17 protein-coding genes are annotated in these 16,253 nt (G+C 73.5%); 9 read left to right on the top strand and 8 right to left on the bottom strand.

Translation table 11 applies throughout. The features are described 5' to 3' along the window. Positions 1–114: 114 nt before the first annotated feature. The 6 genes from ACIRGB_RS27375 (at position 115) to ACIRGB_RS27400 (ending at position 6,243) form a co-directional block, all read left to right on the top strand. The gene (locus ACIRGB_RS27375; protein ID WP_403870367.1) at positions 115–1,410 is read left to right on the top strand and encodes a multidrug effflux MFS transporter; all 1,296 of its coding nucleotides are present in this window, start codon (positions 115–117) and stop codon (positions 1,408–1,410) included. After that, positions 1,362–2,534 carry a serine hydrolase domain-containing protein gene (locus ACIRGB_RS27380; protein ID WP_403870370.1) on the top strand — a complete coding sequence of 391 codons (1,173 nt, stop codon included), beginning with the start codon at positions 1,362–1,364 and terminating at the stop codon, positions 2,532–2,534. Before ACIRGB_RS27375 ends, ACIRGB_RS27380 begins: the two co-directional genes overlap by 49 nt. Positions 2,535–3,028: 494 nt before the next feature. After that, a complete protein-coding gene (locus ACIRGB_RS27385; RefSeq protein WP_403870373.1) occupies positions 3,029–4,018 on the top strand; it encodes a small ribosomal subunit Rsm22 family protein in 990 nt (329 codons plus the stop codon). A 13-nt stretch (positions 4,019–4,031) separates the two neighbouring features. Next, positions 4,032–4,694 carry a response regulator transcription factor gene (locus ACIRGB_RS27390; protein ID WP_403870707.1) on the top strand — a complete coding sequence of 221 codons (663 nt, stop codon included), beginning with the start codon at positions 4,032–4,034 and terminating at the stop codon, positions 4,692–4,694. 57 nt (positions 4,695–4,751) lie between these two features. After that, on the top strand, positions 4,752–5,411 hold the full coding sequence (locus tag ACIRGB_RS27395) for a TetR/AcrR family transcriptional regulator (protein ID WP_403870376.1): 660 nt from the start codon (positions 4,752–4,754) through the stop codon (positions 5,409–5,411). A 100-nt stretch (positions 5,412–5,511) separates the two neighbouring features. Continuing rightward, entirely contained in the window at positions 5,512–6,243 is a 732-nt protein-coding gene (locus ACIRGB_RS27400) for a bifunctional DNA primase/polymerase (RefSeq protein ID WP_403870379.1), read from the top strand. Positions 6,244–6,258: 15 nt separating this feature from the next. Here the strand turns inward: ACIRGB_RS27400 and ACIRGB_RS27405 are convergent, their stop codons facing one another. From ACIRGB_RS27405 to efeO, 4 genes are read right to left on the bottom strand one after another with little or no spacing between them, the layout of a single operon-like run. Then, positions 6,259–7,248, bottom strand: coding sequence for a hypothetical protein (locus ACIRGB_RS27405; RefSeq protein WP_403870381.1), 990 nt, complete (start codon positions 7,246–7,248; stop codon positions 6,259–6,261). Further along, complete coding sequence (gene efeU, locus ACIRGB_RS27410; protein WP_403870384.1) at positions 7,208–8,080, bottom strand: iron uptake transporter permease EfeU; 873 nt, start codon at positions 8,078–8,080, stop codon at positions 7,208–7,210. Before efeU ends, ACIRGB_RS27405 begins: the two co-directional genes overlap by 41 nt. A gap of 2 nt (positions 8,081–8,082) precedes the next feature. After that, the gene (efeB, locus tag ACIRGB_RS27415; protein ID WP_403870386.1) at positions 8,083–9,339 is read right to left on the bottom strand and encodes an iron uptake transporter deferrochelatase/peroxidase subunit; all 1,257 of its coding nucleotides are present in this window, start codon (positions 9,337–9,339) and stop codon (positions 8,083–8,085) included. 16 nt (positions 9,340–9,355) lie between these two features. Then, on the bottom strand, positions 9,356–10,510 hold the full coding sequence (efeO, locus tag ACIRGB_RS27420; RefSeq protein ID WP_403870389.1) for an iron uptake system protein EfeO: 1,155 nt from the start codon (positions 10,508–10,510) through the stop codon (positions 9,356–9,358). 284 nt (positions 10,511–10,794) lie between these two features. Here efeO and ACIRGB_RS27425 point away from each other — a divergent pair, with 284 nt between their 5' ends. Both ACIRGB_RS27425 and ACIRGB_RS27430 read left to right on the top strand, forming a co-directional pair. Next, the gene (locus ACIRGB_RS27425) at positions 10,795–11,439 is read left to right on the top strand and encodes a PhzF family phenazine biosynthesis protein (RefSeq protein WP_403870392.1); all 645 of its coding nucleotides are present in this window, start codon (positions 10,795–10,797) and stop codon (positions 11,437–11,439) included. A 104-nt stretch (positions 11,440–11,543) separates the two neighbouring features. Then, the gene (locus ACIRGB_RS27430) at positions 11,544–11,756 is read left to right on the top strand and encodes a hypothetical protein (protein WP_403870394.1); all 213 of its coding nucleotides are present in this window, start codon (positions 11,544–11,546) and stop codon (positions 11,754–11,756) included. Positions 11,757–11,840: 84 nt separating this feature from the next. On the opposite strand, the gene ACIRGB_RS27435 is transcribed toward ACIRGB_RS27430, so the two are convergent. Together ACIRGB_RS27435 and map are read right to left on the bottom strand one after the other, a co-directional pair. After that, positions 11,841–12,488, bottom strand: coding sequence for a heme oxygenase (biliverdin-producing) (locus ACIRGB_RS27435; RefSeq protein ID WP_403870397.1), 648 nt, complete (start codon positions 12,486–12,488; stop codon positions 11,841–11,843). 131 nt (positions 12,489–12,619) lie between these two features. Beyond that, complete coding sequence (gene map, locus ACIRGB_RS27440; RefSeq protein WP_361007197.1) at positions 12,620–13,477, bottom strand: type I methionyl aminopeptidase; 858 nt, start codon at positions 13,475–13,477, stop codon at positions 12,620–12,622. 57 nt (positions 13,478–13,534) lie between these two features. Here map and ACIRGB_RS27445 point away from each other — a divergent pair, with 57 nt between their 5' ends. Next, entirely contained in the window at positions 13,535–13,777 is a 243-nt protein-coding gene (locus tag ACIRGB_RS27445) for a hypothetical protein (protein ID WP_403870400.1), read from the top strand. On the opposite strand, the gene ACIRGB_RS27450 is transcribed toward ACIRGB_RS27445, so the two are convergent. Together ACIRGB_RS27450 and ACIRGB_RS27455 are read right to left on the bottom strand one after the other, a co-directional pair. Then, positions 13,778–15,109, bottom strand: a complete 1,332-nt coding sequence (locus ACIRGB_RS27450; protein WP_403870402.1) for an MFS transporter — start codon at positions 15,107–15,109, stop codon at positions 13,778–13,780. Between the two features lie 528 nt (positions 15,110–15,637). Continuing rightward, positions 15,638–16,252, bottom strand: a complete 615-nt coding sequence (locus ACIRGB_RS27455) for a hypothetical protein (RefSeq protein ID WP_076974077.1) — start codon at positions 16,250–16,252, stop codon at positions 15,638–15,640. Position 16,253 lies beyond the last annotated feature (1 nt).

The following is a 16,253-nucleotide window of genomic DNA, read 5'->3' on the forward strand; positions in this document are numbered from 1 at the left end:
GACACCCTGCCCCACCCTCGCTCAGGTTCGTTCGTCGTTCGAGTTTGTTCGTTCGAGTCCGTACGAGCTGAGAGCATAGGTGGCGGATCTGTAGAAGAGGGAGGGGCACATCACATGCCCGAGCGCGGGCCGTCCACGCACATGCCGCACACATCGCAGTCGTCACCCATACCGCAGACCCTGCCCGCCGCCCGGCGCGTCGGTCTGCTCGTCACCCTCATCCTCGGCAGCCTGACCGCCACGCCGCCGCTGGCGATGGACATGTACCTCCCCGCGCTCCCGGAGGTCACCCGGTCCCTGAGCGCACCGGCCGCGACCGTCCAGCTCACGCTCACCGCCTGCCTGGCCGGCATGGCCCTCGGGCAGATCGTGGTCGGCCCGATGAGCGACAAGTGGGGGCGCAGGCGTCCCCTGCTGGCCGGCCTCGCCGTCTACGTCGTCGCCACCGCGCTGTGCGCCGTCGCCCCGAACGTGGAACTCCTCGTCGCCTTCCGGCTGGTCCAGGGGCTCGCGGGCGCCGCCGGGATCGTCATCGCCCGCGCCGTCGTACGCGACCTGTACGACGGTGTGGCCATGGCCCGCTTCTTCTCCACCCTCATGCTGATCTCCGGTGTCGCGCCGGTCGTCGCGCCGCTCATCGGCGGGCAGATCCTGCGCGTGACGGACTGGCGGGGCGTGTTCGTCGTCCTCGTGGTGGTCGGGGTGGTGCTGGGCGTCGTCGTGTGGGCCCGGCTGCCGGAGACGCTGCCCGTCGAGGAGCGGCACGCGGGCGGTGTCGGCGACACCCTGCGCGCGATGCGCGGCCTGCTCGCCGACCGGGCCTTCACCGGGTACATGCTCGCCGGCGGCTTCGCCTTCGCCTCGCTGTTCGCCTACGTCGCGGCGTCGCCGTTCGTCGTGCAGGAGATCTACGGTGCGTCCGCGCAGACGTTCAGCCTGCTGTTCGGCCTCAACTCGATCGGCCTCGTGGTGGTCGGGCAGATCAACGGCAAGGTCCTCGTCGGGCGGGTCCGGCTGGACCGGGTGCTCGGCCTCGGCCTCGTCGTCGTGATCGCCGCCGCGACCGCGCTGCTGCTGATGTCCCTGGGCGTCTTCGGAGAGGTCGGGCTCGGGCCGGTCGCCGCCGTGCTGTTCGTGCTGATGTCGGCGATGGGCATCAGCCTGCCCAACACGCAGGCGCTCGCGCTGATGCGGGTCAAGAAGTCCGCCGGGTCCGCCTCCGCGCTGCTCGGCACGTCCTCCTTCCTCATCGGCGCGGTGGCCTCGCCGCTGGTCGGGATCGCGGGGGAGGACACCGCCGTACCCATGGCCGTGGTCCAGCTGGTGGCGGCGGTGATGGCGCTCGGGTTCCTCGTCACCCTGTGCCGGACCCCGGCCGGGCAGGGAGCCGGCAAGGGGGAGGACAACTGAGCGCTCCCAGACTGCGCGGCGACACCCCGGAGCGGGCCGGACTCGACGCCGGGCAGCTCCGCCGTGTCGTCGCCCAGGTACGCGGCCTCACCGCCGGCGAACGCCCCTGGGCGGCGGGCGCCGTCGTGGCCGTCGGACGCGGGCCCGTGCTCGCCGTCGAGGAGGCGGCGGGCTGGGCCGTGCGCTACGCCTCCTACGACCCGCGCACCGACAGGGGCGTGGAGCTGCCGGCGGGCTCGCGGGTGCCGGTGAGCGTGGACACGCCGTTCGATCTCGCCTCGCTGACGAAGCTGTTCACGGCGGTCGCGGCCGTGCAGCAGATCGAGCGGGGCACGCTCGGCATCGACGCGGAGGTCGGCGCGTACCTGCCGGACTTCCGGGCCGCGGCCCGGCACCACGTCACCGTGCGGCAACTGCTCACCCACACCTCCGGGTTGCGGCCCGAACTCCCGCTGTACGACTGTGCCGACGAGGAGGAACGGCTGCGGCGGCTGCGGGCGGAGCCGCCGGTGGGGGTGCCGGGCACGTACTGCTACTCGGACCTGAACCTGCTGCTCCTGCAACAGGTGCTGGAGCGGATCACCGGGCGGGGCCTGGACGTCTTGGTCCGGGACGGGATCACCCGGCCGCTGGGCATGACGGCGACGCGCTTCGGACCGTGTCCGGACGCCGCGGCGACGGAGGACCAGCGGCGGCCGTGGGCCAAGGTGGACCGGGGGATGCTGCGCGGGGTCGTCCACGACGAGAACGCGTGGGCGCTGGGCGGGGTGGCGGGGCACGCGGGGCTGTTCTCGACGGGGCGGGACCTCGCGGTCTTCTGCCGGACGCTGCTGGCGGGCGGCTCCCACGGGCCGGCGCGGATCCTCGGGCCGGACTTCGTGGAGCTGCTGCTGACCGCGCCGGGGCTGGGCTTCGCCCTGGACCAGCCGTGGTTCATGGGCGAGCTGGCGGGGCGCGGGGCGGCGGGGCACACCGGGTTCACCGGCACGATGCTGGTCCTCGACCGGGCGACGGACACCTTCGCGGTCCTCCTCGCCAACACGGTCCACCCACGCCGCCGGGCGCCGGACAACCGCCCACGCGCGGCACTGTGCACACGGGTGGCACGGGCGGTACGGGTCTGACGGGCGTGCGCGTAGCGCGGTGCGTCCGGTGGGTGGCACGGGCGGTGCGGGTCTGACGGGGGTGCGCGTAGCGCGGTGCGTCCGGTGGGTGGGTCGGGGCCGCGCCGGGGGGTGTCCGTCCTCGGAACGGCGCGGAATCGGTCGGCTACGGGGGTGCGGGGCGTTGACGCGCCAACCGCTGCGGGCGGACACCCCCCGACACGACCCCTTCGCGCCGTACGCGGCTTTCCCGCAGCGTCGCCCCAGCTGCGGGCAGTCGTGCCGCCGGGGCGGCACGGGTGGGCGCAGCGGCACCCGGCCAGCGCCGGCCCGCGTCCCCCCACCCCGCGCCCACACCCGCGCCGGGCACCCTGGCAGCGCCGGGCTCGCGTCCCCACCCCGCGTCCACGCCCACCCCGGGTGAGCCAGGGACCCCGGACCAGCTGGCCGCGCCCGCACCCACCCCCGGTGACCAAGGAACCCGAGCCCCACGGAGTGCCTCGTACAATCGCCGGGTGAACCACCCCGCCGACACCCTGCGCACCGCCCTCGCCGACCTCGTCGACGGGTTGCCGCCCCGGCAGGCCGCGCAGGCCGTGGAGCGGCTGATCGCCAACTACCGCGGGGACACCCCGACCGACACCCCCATCCTGCGCGACCGCGCCGACGTCGTCGCCTACGCCGCCTACCGCATGCCCGCCACCTTCGCCGCGGTGCGCTCGGCGCTGGACGCGTTCGCCGCGGCCGTGCCGGGCTGGGTGCCCGGCAGTCACGTGGACGTGGGCGGGGGGACCGGCGCCGCGACCTGGGCCGTCAGCGACATCTGGGACGGGACGCGTCCGGTGACCGTGCTCGACTGGGCCGAGCCCGCCCTCACCCTCGGGCGGGAGATCGCCGCCTCGCTCCCCGCCCTGCGCGAGGTCCACTGGCGGCGGGCACGGATCGGAGCCGCGCTCGCCGTCGAGAGCGCCGACCTCGTCACGGTGTCCTACGTACTCAACGAGCTGACCGGTGCCGACCGCGCCGCCCTCGTCGACGCCGCCGCCGCTGCCGCGCAGGCGGTCGTCATCGTCGAGGCCGGCACCCCCGCCGGGTACGCCCGGGTCATCGAGGCCCGCGACCGGCTGATCGCCGCCGGGTTCCGGGTCGCCGCGCCCTGCCCGCACAGCGCCGCCTGCCCCATCGTGCCCGGCACGGACTGGTGCCACTTCGCGGCCCGCGTCAGCCGGTCCAGCCTGCACCGGCAGGTCAAGAGCGGGTCCCTCGCCTACGAGGACGAGAAGTTCAGCTACGTCGCCGCCACCCGGCTCCCCGCCGAACCCGCCCCTTCCCGGGTGGTCCGGCGTCCGCAGCTCCGCAAGGGGCAGGTGCTGCTCGATCTGTGCGAACCCGATGAGCAGGTGCGGCGCCGTACGGTCACCAAGCGGCACGGCGACCTGTACAAGGCGGCCCGCGACGCGGCCTGGGGCGACTCCTGGCCCGCAGAGGAGCCCCGTGGAACGTGACGTGCACCGCGCCCTGCGGATCGTGATCGCCGAGGACGATCCGCTGCTGCGCGAGGGGCTCGCCCTGCTGCTGCGGGCCGAGGGACTGGACGTGGTGGCCACCGCGGACACCGCCGACTCGGTGCTCGCCGCCATCGACGAGCACGAGCCCGACGTGGCCATCCTGGACGTGCGCATGCCGCCCACCCATACGGATGAAGGGGTCCGCGCGGCCGTCGAGGCGCGGCGGCGGCGTCCCGGGCTCGCCGTCCTGGTGCTGTCCGCGTATGTGGAGCAGTCCTTCGCCACCGACCTGCTGACCGGGGGCGTGGGCGGCCTCGGCTATCTGCTCAAGGAACGCGTCGGGCGGGTCGAGGAGTTCATGGACGCCCTCGGCCGGGTCGCGGGCGGCGGCACCGCCATCGACCCGGAGGTCGTCGCGCAGCTGTTCACCCGGATCCGGCAGGACACCCGGCTGGAGCGGCTCAGCCCGCGGGAGCGCGAGGTGCTCGGTCTGATGGCCGAGGGCCTGGGCAACAGCGCCATCGCCGGACGGCTCGTGGTCACCGACGGTGCCGTCCACAAGCACATCCGCAGCATCTTCGCCAAGCTCGACCTGTCCCCGGCGGACCAGGTCGACCGGCGGGTGGCGGCCGTCCTGCACTACCTGGAGAACGCGCGGGCGCCCCGCCACTGAGCGGTCCCCGACGCGGTGGCGAGACGTACCGTCTTGTCGACCTGGTAGCTTCGGAGCATGGCCACCATCCGGAAAACCGCCCGCACCACGCCCCCCGCCGCCGAGCGGCCGCACCCCGACGCCACCCGGCGCAGCCAGCGCTCCCGCCAGGCCATCTACGACGCCGCCCTCGCCCTGGTCGGGGAGGTCGGCTACCCGAAGACCACCATCGAGGGGATCGCCGCCCGCGCCGGCGTCGGCAAGCAGACGATCTACCGGTGGTGGTCCTCCAAGGCGGAGGTCCTGCTGGAGGCCTTCCTCGACCTCGGGGAACAGGCCGTGCACGCGCAGGGACAGGAGGCGCCCTACGCCATCCCGGACACCGGCGACATCGCCGCCGACCTCAAGGCCGTACTGCGCGCCACCGTCGACCAGCTGTACGACCCGAAGTTCGAGGCGCCGTCCCGCGCCCTGGCCGCGGAGGGGCTCGTCAACGAACAGCTCGGCCGGGAGTTCGTCGCCAAGCTGCTCGAGCCCTCGCTCCAGCTCCACGTCGACCGGCTGCGCGCCGCCCAGGCGGCCGGGCAGGTGCGGCCGGAGATCGACCCCCGCATCGCGCTGGAACTCTTCGTCTCGCCGCTCGCCCAGCGCTGGCTCCAGCACACGGCACCCGTCTCCTACGCCTACACCGACACCCTCGTCGACTACGCGCTCCACGGGCTCGCTCCGCGGCGGTGACCAGTCTGACCAGGGAAGTTTGTCCCTTCACGGCCCCCAAGCGCGGAATGGTGCGACGATAGGGCATGCTGGTGCGCACGACGGCGAGGCAAGGGGATAGATGAGCGCGGAGTTCGGCGGTCGGAGCGGTCTGCAGGGCAAACTCTCCTCGTGGCTGCGCGGACGCCGGCCCAAGGAGGTCACCGGAGACGGTGGCCGGGAGGACCTGCTGCTCGCCGCCGCCGGTGCCGGACTGCCCCTGGCGCCCGCCGCGCACCCCGCCGGATACCGATGCTCGTGCGACCGCGTGGGCTGTCCCACCCCCGCCCGGCACCCGGTGTCGTTCGCCTGGCAGACGCAGTCCACCACCGACCGCGCCCAGATCGAGCGCTGGGCCCGGCACCAGCCCGAGGCCAACTTCATCACCGCGACCGGCATGGTGCACGACGTCCTGGACGTGCCGCTGGAGGCCGGTCGGGAGGCGCTGGAGCGGCTGCTCGCCGCCGGCGTCGAGGTCGGGCCGGTCGCCGAGAGCGACGACGGACGCATGCTGCTGTTCACCCTCACCCGCGGCACCCCCGAGGACGAGGACGAGTGGTGGCCCTGCGAGCTGGACTGCCACCCGGAGACCATGGACGAGCACCCCGGGCTGCGCTGGCACTGCCGCGGTTCCTATGTGCTGGTGCCGCCGGCCCGGCTGCCCGGCGAGGACCGGACCGTGCACTGGGTGCGCGGCCCCGAGCACCCGCTGCCCGACCCGCTGACCCTGCTGGAGACCCTCACCGACGCCTGCGCCCGGCACGCCGGAACGGAGAGCGACCACGAGGGAGCCTCCTGGCCGCTGCGCCGCTGAGGCCCCCGGCCACCGCTACTCGCCCTTCCCCGACGTCAGGCCCTGGACCCGGCCCAGCACCGCCACCTGTCCGTCCGCGGGGTCGAGCGCGACCTGGTTGGAGACGAACTCCATCGTCAGCGACTGCTTGATCTCGCCGTCCGTCAGCGCCAGCACGTCCTTGTTCGGCGTCGGCACCGACGCCCCCCGCGCGGCGGTCTGCTTCTCGAAGTGCCGCGTGGTGAAGAACACCAGCGCGTCGCCGTCCTTCGTGCGCAGCGCCAGCGGCGCGTGGTCGCCGCTGGTCAGCGGCTCGTCGAGGTACTGGGTGACCAGGCCGGGGCGGATCGACCGCTTCTCGCGCAGCGCGCGCCAGGAGCTGGTGTGCACGCCGTCCGCGAAGGACGTGCCGCCGTCTTGCAGATACCTCGTGTAGCCCTTGCTCAGGTCGGCCGGCGGGACGCTCACGCCGGTGGAGTTCGCGGGCACGGCCTCGGCCCAGCCGTCCCGGTCGGTCTTGAACTCGGGCACCTTGCCGGGGGCGACCAGTGTCAGGTACGCCGCCTGCCAGGTCTCCTCCAGGCCGTTGCGGGTGAACACCAGCAACCAGCGTGCCGTACCGCCCTTGTTGGCCTTGGTGTCCGCGAGGAACCAGCGCGGCCAGCCCGCCTTCTTCGGGATCGTGAACTTCGCGTCGGTCAGCTCCAGCGGCTCGTGCGCCGGATTGCCGTCCGGGTGGTTGGCCGCCCCCGCCTTCAGCCGCGCCGCGTCGATCGCGCCGAGGGCGCCGGTGGTGTGGTCGGCGTCCAGGGAGGCGTCGTACGCCTTGTCGGCCGCGTTGTACGCGGTGGTGAACTGCTCCAGCGCCTTCGCGGCCTCGGCCCGGGTGGCCGAGGGGAGCACCTCGCGCTCACCGTGCACCACCACGCAGCCGCTCGCCGTCAGCGACAAAGCCGTCGCCGAGGCGGATATGAGCGCGTACTTCTCAAGCCTGCGGGGCCTTCGAGGGCCGCGATCCTGGCTCATCAGGTTCCTTCACCTTCCCCTTCCCGGAGGCGAACCCTACCGGGGCGAGGAAGAGCGCGAGCGTCGGGACCAGGTACAGCAGCCACACCGTGACCTGGAGGACGGTCGGATCGGGCTGGAAGTTGAACACGCCCTTGAGCAGCGTGCCGTACCAGCTGGCCGGGTCGACCGTGCCGCTGATGTCGAAGGCCAGGTTCGTCAGGCCCGGCACCAGGTCGGCCTCCTGCAAGTCGTGCACGCCGTACGCCAGGACGCCCGCCGCCACGACGACCAGCATGCCGCCGGTCCAGGTGAAGAACCGGGCCAGGTTGATGCGCAGCGCGCCCCGGTAGAACAGCCAGCCCAGCAGGACCGCGGTGGCCAGCCCGAGGGCCACGCCGATCAGCGGGCGCGGGGTGCCGTCGCTCGCCGCGTGCACCGACGCCCACACGAACAGGGCCGTCTCCAGGCCCTCCCGGCCGACCGCCAGGAACGCCGTGGCCACCAGCGCGCCGGTGCCCATCGCGAGGGCCGCGTCCAGCCTGCCGTGCAGCTCCGCCTTCAGGTGCCGGGCGGTGCGCCGCATCCAGAACACCATCCACGTCACCAGGACCACGGCCAGGATCGAGAGCGAACCGCCCAGCGCCTCCTGCGCCTTGAACGTCAGCTCCTGCGAGCCGAACTCCAGCGCGCAGCCGAAGCCGAACGCGATGGCGACCGCGACGCCGATGCCCGCCCAGATGGGCTTCAGGGCGTCCCGGCGGCCCGTCTTGACCAGATAGGCGATCAGGATGCAGACGACGAGTGAGGCCTCCAGGCCCTCGCGCAGTCCGATCAGGTAGTTGGAGAACACGGTTACGCCTCCTTGCCGAACAGCGTGCTGCCCCACCAGTCGTCCGCGTCGCGGACCCCGGGCGGCACGGCGAAGACCGCCGAACCCACGTGCTGGATGTACTCGTTGAGCGCGTCCGTCGCCAGGTTCCGCTGGACGCGGACGAAGCCGGTGCGGATGTCGCGCTGGTAGGCCAGGAAGAACAGCCCGGCGTCCAGGCGGCCCAGGCCGTCCGTGCCGTCGGTGAAGGAGTAGCCGCGGCGCAGCAGCGTCGCCCCGCCGTTGGAGTCGGGGTGCGCGAGCCGGACGTGCGCGTCGGGCTTCATCGCCTTCAGGAACGGCTCGTCCCGCTCCTTGGCCTTGCCGACCGGGGCACCCTCGCCCTTGTCGCGGCCGAACACGTCCTCCTGTTCCTGGAGCGAGGTCCGGTCCCAGGTCTCGATGTGCATGCGGATGCGCCGGGCGACCAGGTAGGAGCCGCCCGCCATCCAGGCCGGGCCGTCCTGCTCGGCGGCCCAGACGAACTTGTCCAGCCGGTCCCGCTCGGTGCCCGCGATGTTGCGGGTGCCGTCCTTGAAGCCGAGCAGGTTGCGCGGGGTCTGCTCGCCGGGCGTCGTGGACGAGGTCTTGCCGAAGCCGAGTTGGGACCAGCGCACCACGACCTTGCCGAAGCCGATGCGGGCGAGGTTGCGGATCGCGTGCACGGCGACCTGGGGGTCGTCGGCGCAGGCCTGGACGCACAGGTCGCCGCCGCTGCGGGCCTTGTCGAGGTTGTCCCCGGGAAACTTCGGCAGGTCGGCCAGCGCCTCGGGGCGCAGGTCGGCGAGGCCGAACTTCGCGAAGAGGGACGGCCCGAAGCCGAGGGTGAGGGTCAGCCGGGACGGCCTGAGGCCCAGCGCCTCGCCGGTGTCGTCCGGCGGGGCCTCGGGCAGTCCGCCGTAGGCGCCCTCGCCCACCGCGTGACCGGCGGTCATCCGGCGGGCCGCCGCCGTCCACTCCTTGAGCAGCGCGACGAAGGCGGCCCGGTCCTCGGTCGTCACGTCGAACGCGGCGAAGTGCAGCCGGTCCTGCACCGGCGTGGCGATGCCCGCCTGGTGCGCCCCGTGGAAGGGGACGGCCGAGCCCGCGCCGGCCGAATCCGCGTCGTCGCCGGACCGGTCCAGCGCCACCGCCCCGCCGGCCGCCGCGGCGGCGCCGAGCGCGAGGCCCGCGCCGCCCCAGCCGATCAGCGCCCGCCGGGAGGGGGCGGGTGCGGGTGCGGGGGAGTCGGTGTCCGTCATCGTCGTCTCCCCGCGCCTACTTGGCGACCACGGCCGCGGCGAGCCGGGACAGCGGCTCCGCGAGCGCGTTGACCGCGTCCGACAGCTCCTTGCGGTCCGCCTTGCCGACCTTGTCGTAGGAGGTGAACTCGTAGGAGGAGGTGTTCGGGCGGTACTGGTCGAGCAGCTGGTCCAGCGCCGCGAACTGGCGGTCCAGCTCCGTCGTCAGCGCCGCGTCGTTCTCCTTCGCGACCGGCTTCAGCAGCGTGTACGACCGCTGCGCGCCCTCCACGTTGGCCTTGAAGTCGACCAGGTCGGTGTGCGAGTAGCGCTCCTCCTCGCCGGTGACCTTGCCGGTGGCGACCTCGTCGAGGAGTTCCTTGGCGCCGTTGGCCATGGAGGTGGGGGTGATCTCGGCCTTGCCGACCCGGTTCTGCCAGTCCTCGAGGTCGGTGACCAGGGTGGCGGCGAGTTCCTTCTCCCGGCCGCCGATCCTGCCGTCCTGCCAGAGCGCCTTCTCCAGGCGGTGCCAGCCGGTCCAGTCGGTCGCCGGGTCCTGGCCCTCCTCCAGACCGTCCTCGCGGACGTCGACCTTCGGGTCGATGTCGCCGAAGGACTCCGCGACCGGTTCGGTGCGCTCCCAGCCGATGCGGGAGGGCGCGTACGCCTTCTTCGCGGCCTCCAGGTCACCGGCCCGGACGGCCTTCGCGAACGCCTCGGCCTTCGGCAGGGTCTCGTCGGCCTGCTGCTGGACGTACTGGCGGTAGGCGGCCACGGCCTTGTCGAGGCGCGGGTCGCGCGCGGCGGCCTTGCCGCCGGTGGCATGGACGTGCTGGCGGATGCCCTTGCCCTTCATGCCGGGCTTGCAGGCGATCCGGTAGTCGCCCGCCTTCACCTCGGCGGTGACCCGCTGCTTGGTGCCGGGGCCGATGTTCTCCCGCTCGGTGACCACCCGGTCGTCGGGGAAGAGGAGGTAGACCTCGGTGACCTTGGAGCCCTTGTTCTCGACGGCGAGTTCGACGTGACCGGCCGGGAACTCCGACGCCGACACCTCGCAGGCGTCGTCCGTCGCCGTGACCGTGATGACGTGCTCGCCGTCCTCGGCGCCGCTCTTCTCCGTGCAGCCCGTGACGGCGGCCAGGGCCGCGGCGGTGGCGACGGCGGTGACGACGGAGAGTCTGGCGGCTCGCATGCGGGGCTCCAAGGGATGGCCGAAAGTGCGCGTGACGGACCTCATAGGAAGGTGAGGCTGGCCTAACATACCTAAGGATTTCCTAAGCAAAACCCGTCCATACGGTGATCCGAATCTCATGGACGGTGTATGAGCACGGGCCGGTCACGAGGGGTCGATGAAGTGCTCATAGGAGAGTCAAAGGTGCGTCAAGGATGGCCCGGTCCGGGGAGGGCGGACGTCGCGGCGAGGGGGGCGGGACGACGAGGAGCGCGCCCGTGCGCGGACGGTGCTTGAATGCCCCGGTGACCGACTACGACGTACTGCGCGTCTTCTGCGCTCCGAACGGCGGATACGGCAACGAACTGGGCGTCGTCCGGGACGGTGCCGTGCTGCCGGAGCCCGAGCGGCGGCAGGAGCTGGCCGCCAAGCTGGGCTTCAGCGAGACCGTGTTCGTCGACGACCCGGAGCGCGGCGTCGTCGACATCTACACGCCCACCCTGCGGCTGCCCTTCGCCGGCCACCCCTGCGTCGGCGCCGCCTGGCTGCTGGACGTGCCCGAGCTCGTCACCCGGGCCGGGGTGGTGGGCGTCCGGCTGGACGGGGAGTTCAGCTGGATCGAGGCCCGCCCGGAGTGGGCCCCGCCGCGCACCCTGCGCCAGTACGCCACCGTCGCCGAGGTCGACGACCTCGCGGTGCCGCCGAAGGGGGAGTGGATCTACGCCTGGGCCTGGGAGGACGAGGCGGCGGGACGGGTACGCGCCCGTGCCTTCCCGGGCCGGGACGACGGCATCGACGAGGACGAGGCGACCGGCGCTGCGGCGCTGCTGCTGACCGGGCGGCTGGGCCGCGCCCTCAACATCACCCAGGGGGTCGGCTCCCAGATCCTCACCGCCCCGCAGCCCGGGGGCTGGGTCGAGATCGGCGGGCGGGTGCGCCTGGAGCGGTGACGGGAGCGCCGTACGGCGCCTCCGTACGGGTGGAACAGCGTGTGCGCGCGGCGGTGAGGGGGGACCTCTGGGCCTGACCGCTCAGTCTCCCCGAGAGGAACCCCATGCGCATCCGCTCCGCCCTCGCCACGGTCCTGCTGACCGCCGCCATGACCGCCGGTGGCGCCGCGACCGCCACCGCCTTCGACGGCCACCTGCACGGTGACGAGGACGCCACGTGCAGCCCGTACTTCGGCGCCATCACCACGGACAGCACCGGCGACCTGTACTACGGCGGCATCAACTGCCGCAGCGACGACTACGACATCGACAACTGAGTCGGTCCGGCCGTCCGCTCTCCCGGTCCCCCTCGGCCCACGCGGCCGAGGGGGGCCGGTCCGTCCACGGGGCGCCGGGGCCGCTCACGCGGAGAGCGGGAACTCCTCGCCGAGCGCCCGGAAGACCGCCGTGTTCAGCGCGAAGGCGCGCTTGCACTCCGCGACGACCCGCTGCTTCTCCAGGTCGTCCGCGCGGATGCCGTCCAGCAGGTCGCGGTACTCCCGCTTGAAGGCGGCCGGGTTGGGGATCTCCTCGAAGACGTAGAAGCGGACCCCGTCGCCCTTCCTGGCGAAACCCCACGTCCGCTCGGCCTTGTCGCGGATGATCTGACCCCCCGACAGGTCGCCGAGGTAGCGCGTGTAGTGGTGGGCGACGTACCCCGCCGGCCAGTCCTCGGCGCACTCGCGCACCCGGGCCGCGTACGCCTCGGTCGCGGGCAGGGCGGTCAGCCCCGCGCGCCAGCCGTCCCCGCGCAGATGCGCCAGGTCCCGCTCCAGGGAGTCCAGCCGCAGCAGCTCCGGCCGGACGAACGGCCCGGCCACCGGGTCCGCCGCGAGCCGTCCGGCGGCGGCCTCCAGGGCTTCGTAGACGAACCACAGCTGCTCGGTGTAGCGCGCGTACGCGTCCACGCCCAGCCGGCCCCCGAGCAGGTCGCTCATGAAGGTGGAGGTCTCCGCCTCCACATGCTGCTCGTGGGACGCCGTGCGGATGAGGGTCGAGAAGGAGTCCATGGGCGCGATTTTCTGTGGTTAGGCTTACCTAAGTCAATAGGTTGCCGACGGCCTGTCGGTAAGAGCCTACCCACCGGGACGCCAAACGGCCCGCCCTCCGAGGAGAGCGGGCCGTCCGGGGACGTGCGGGGTCAGGGCAGGGTGAGGATCTCCGCGCCCGAGTCCGTCACCACCAGCGTGTGCTCGAACTGCGCCGTCCGCCTGCGGTCCTTCGTCACGACCGTCCAGCCGTCGTCCCACATGTCGTACTCGTGGGTCCCGAGCGTCAGCATCGGCTCGATGGTGAAGGTCATCCCGGGCTGGATGACGGTCGTCGCGTGCGGGCTGTCGTAGTGCGGGACGATCAGCCCCGAGTGGAACGACGAGTTGATGCCGTGGCCGGTGAAGTCCCGCACCACCCCGTACCCGAACCGCTTGGCGTACGACTCGATGACCCGGCCGATGATGTTGATCTGCCGGCCCGGCTTGACCGCCTTGATCGCACGGGCCAGGGACTCCCGGGTCCGCTCGACCAGCAGGCGGCTCTCCTCGTCCACGTCGCCGACCAGGTAGGTCGCGTTGTTGTCGCCGTGCACCCCGCCGATGTACGCCGTCACGTCGAGGTTCACGATGTCGCCGTCGCGCAGCACCGTGGAGTCGGGGATGCCGTGGCAGATGACCTCGTTGACCGAGCTGCACAGGGACTTCGGGTAGCCGCGGTAGCCGAGCGTGGAGGGGTAGGCGCCGTGGTCGCACATGTACTCGTGCGCCACCCGGTCCAGCTCGTCCGTCGTCACGCCGGGCGCGATGTGCTTCGCGGCCTCCTCCATCGCCCGCGCCGCGATCCGCCCGGCCACGCGCATCGCCTCGATCGTCTCGGGCGTCTGCACCTCCGGCCCGGTGTACGGCGTCGGCGCGGGTTTGCCGACGTACTCGGGCCGGCGGATGTTTCCGGGCACGGAACGGGTGGGAGACAGCTCCCCTGGTACGAGCAGCGACTGGCCAGACATGCAGCGAGTCTAACCAGCACGCATGGGGGAACATGTCGGTGGCGAGAGGAGCTGCCCATGGCCCTGTTCAAGAAGCGCACGGTCGGCAAACCGGGCGAGTGGTACTACTGCCTGGAGCACCAGAAGGTCGAGGAGGGCCCGGACTGCCCGGGCCGGGACCGCTTCGGGCCGTACGCCTCCCGCGCCGAGGCCGAGCACGCGATGCAGACCGCCCGCGAGCGCAACCTGGAGTGGGAGAACGACCCCAGGTGGCACGACGCCTCCGCCCCGGGAAGCGCCGACGGCGACCGGGACGGCTGATCAGCCGCTCGCGGCGGCGGCTGCGCGCTTCTCGCGCAGCCGCACCGCGTGCTCGTTCGTCCGCACGTCGTAGGTCATCATCGTCGGCAGGCACAGCGCCAGCAGCCCCACCGCGCCCGCGCACAGCAGCCCGCCCGACCACACCGACGCCCGCACCCCGGCGAGCGCGGCCGTGCCACCCGCCCGGACCTGGCCGAGCTGCGGGCCCACCGAGTACGACAGCAGCTCGATGCCCGCGAGCCGGCCGCGCAGTTCGTCCGGGATGGTCTGGTTCCACATCGCGCCGCGGAACACACCGCTGACCATGTCGCAGGCCCCGGCGCACACGAAGCACAGCAGTACCAGCCACACGTTCCCGGCGAAGCCCGCCGCGGCGATCGCCACGCCCCACCCGGCCGCCGCGAGCACCACCATCCGCCCGTGCCGGTGCACCCGCGACGTCCAGCCGCTGCTCACGCCGACCAGCAGCGACCCGGCCGGGATCGCCGCGTACATCAGCCCGAGCGACCACTCGGCGTCCAGCTCGTCGGCCAGGAACGGCAGCACCGCGAGCGGCATCGCCAGCAGCATCGCCGCGATGTCGACCGCGTACGTGCCCAGCAGCTCCTTGCGGCTCCACGCGTACCTGGCCCCCTCGGCGATCGCCGCCCACGACGGGCTGCGCGCCTCGTGCGAGGCCGGTGCGGAGGCGAGGCCCGCCACCAGGGCCACCGAGGCGGCGAAGGTGACCAGGTCCACCGCGTACGCCCAGCCCAGGCCCGCGTACGCCACCACCACGCCCGCCAGCGCCGGTCCCGCGATCCCGCCGACCTGCCAGCGCAGTGCGTTCAGCGAGGCGGCGGCCGGCAGGTGCTCGTGGGCCACGATCCGCGGGATCAGCGAGTCCAGCGCCGGGCGCTGCACCGCGCCGAGCGCCGAGGTGAACGCGGCGATCACGTACAGCGGCCACACGGCGGGGCTCGGCAGCACCGCGTTGACCAGCAGCGCCGCGCACAGCGCGCCCTGACCGGCCTCCGTCCACAGGATCAGCTTCCGCTTGTCCCAGGCGTCGGCCAGCGCGCCGCCGTACAGCCCGAACACCACCAGCGGCACCAGTTCCACGGCACCGATCGCGCCCACCGCCGCCGCCGAGCCGGTCAGCTCCTTGATCTGCACCGGCAGGGCGACGAACGTCAGGAAGCTTCCGAAGTTCGTGATCAGACCCGAGACCCAGAGCCGCCGGAAGTCCCGGGAGGCCCGCCAGGGGGAGAGATCGGGCAGCAGGCCACGCAGGCCGGTGGGCGCGCCGGCGGCCTTGTCGGCGGGGGCGTCGGCGGGGGAGGTGTCGGTCACGAGGGCTCATCGTCCGGGGGCCGCCCGAACACGGGCAACCGGTTTTCCCCGGGACGGCAGACGCCCGGGCCACGGCCGTCACCCGCCGGGCGGCGACGGTCACGGGTCGGGTCGTGCGGGGTTGGGTCGGGCCGCGGGTCGGGGCGGGCCGCGGGGCGGGGCGGGCCGCGGGGCGGAGCGGGGCGGGTCGTGGTGGTTGTGCGTCGGGCGGTCGGGATCACGGCCGGGCGCCGGTGGCCAGTGGCCGGGGGCGTGGACGTCACGGGGCGGACCGTGGTGGTCGCGGTTCGGGGTGGGGGCGGGCAGTGGTCGGGGGCGCGGACGTCTCCGGTTGGGCGGTGGCGGACGCGATCGGTTCGCGGTGGGCTGTGGCGGGGGCGTGGCCGTCACGGGCTGGGGTGGGGGTGGTCGCGGTTCGGGGTGCGGGCGGGCTGCGGCGGGGGCGTGGCCGTCTTCGGGCGGGCGGTGGCGGACGCGGGGGGTTCGCGGCGGGCTGTGGTCGGGGCGCGGTGGGCGGTCGCCGGGGTGTTACCAGCCGGACGGTGGGGGTGCCGTCAGGTGGTCGGCGAGGCGGGAGAGGCGGTCGCGGAAGCGGCGGCGGCCCCGGGGCTGCGGCACCGCGTTCTCCCCGGCCGACGCGCTGACCAGGTGCTGCACCGTGTCCAGGTCCAGTTCCGCGCCGTCCGGGACGGTCAGCGTCTCGTGCGCCATCGCCGTCAGCTCCCGCTCGCCCGGCGCGCGGTCGGTGCCCAGCGCCAGCACCGTCGCACCGGCCCGGCGGGCGTCGTGCACCCGCTCCAGCAGGGGGGCGCCGGGATCGTCGGGCGTGACCACCAGCAGCGTCTCCCCGCGCCGGGCCGCCGCCAGCCGCCCCAGGCCGACCGCGAGGTGCGCCGGGTCCGACGGGCGCGCCCCGTGCCGTACCAGCGTCGGCGCCAGCTCCGGCGTCCCCGACCAGGCGGCCTCGTCCACCAGGTGCGCCGCCAGGTGCCAGGGCTCGAACCCGGGGGTCCCCACCAGCAGCAGACCGCCCCCGTGCGGGACCACCGACCCCCGCAGCGCCCCCGCGAACCTCCGGGTGGCCCCCAGCCACTCGGTCCCGGCGAGCACTTCCCGCAGCAGCGCGACCCGTACGGCGTCCATG

Source organism: Streptomyces sp. NPDC102490 (assembly GCF_044765285.1).
In the GTDB taxonomy this organism is placed as follows: Bacteria; Actinomycetota; Actinomycetes; order Streptomycetales; family Streptomycetaceae; genus Streptomyces.

Coding starts and splice junctions, on each gene's coding strand:
- ACIRGB_RS27375 (WP_403870367.1), top strand. CDS start 115: ATGCCCGAGCGCGGGCCGTCCACGCACATGCCGCACACATCGCAGTCG.
- ACIRGB_RS27395 (WP_403870376.1), top strand. CDS start 4,752: ATGGCCACCATCCGGAAAACCGCCCGCACCACGCCCCCCGCCGCCGAG.
- ACIRGB_RS27400 (WP_403870379.1), top strand. CDS start 5,512: ATGAGCGCGGAGTTCGGCGGTCGGAGCGGTCTGCAGGGCAAACTCTCC.
- ACIRGB_RS27405 (WP_403870381.1), bottom strand. CDS start 7,248: ATGAGCCAGGATCGCGGCCCTCGAAGGCCCCGCAGGCTTGAGAAGTAC.
- efeB (WP_403870386.1), bottom strand. CDS start 9,339: ATGACGGACACCGACTCCCCCGCACCCGCACCCGCCCCCTCCCGGCGG.
- efeO (WP_403870389.1), bottom strand. CDS start 10,510: ATGCGAGCCGCCAGACTCTCCGTCGTCACCGCCGTCGCCACCGCCGCG.
- ACIRGB_RS27430 (WP_403870394.1), top strand. CDS start 11,544: ATGCGCATCCGCTCCGCCCTCGCCACGGTCCTGCTGACCGCCGCCATG.
- ACIRGB_RS27435 (WP_403870397.1), bottom strand. CDS start 12,488: ATGGACTCCTTCTCGACCCTCATCCGCACGGCGTCCCACGAGCAGCAT.
- map (WP_361007197.1), bottom strand. CDS start 13,477: ATGTCTGGCCAGTCGCTGCTCGTACCAGGGGAGCTGTCTCCCACCCGT.
- ACIRGB_RS27445 (WP_403870400.1), top strand. CDS start 13,535: ATGGCCCTGTTCAAGAAGCGCACGGTCGGCAAACCGGGCGAGTGGTAC.
- ACIRGB_RS27455 (WP_076974077.1), bottom strand. CDS start 16,252: ATGGACGCCGTACGGGTCGCGCTGCTGCGGGAAGTGCTCGCCGGGACC.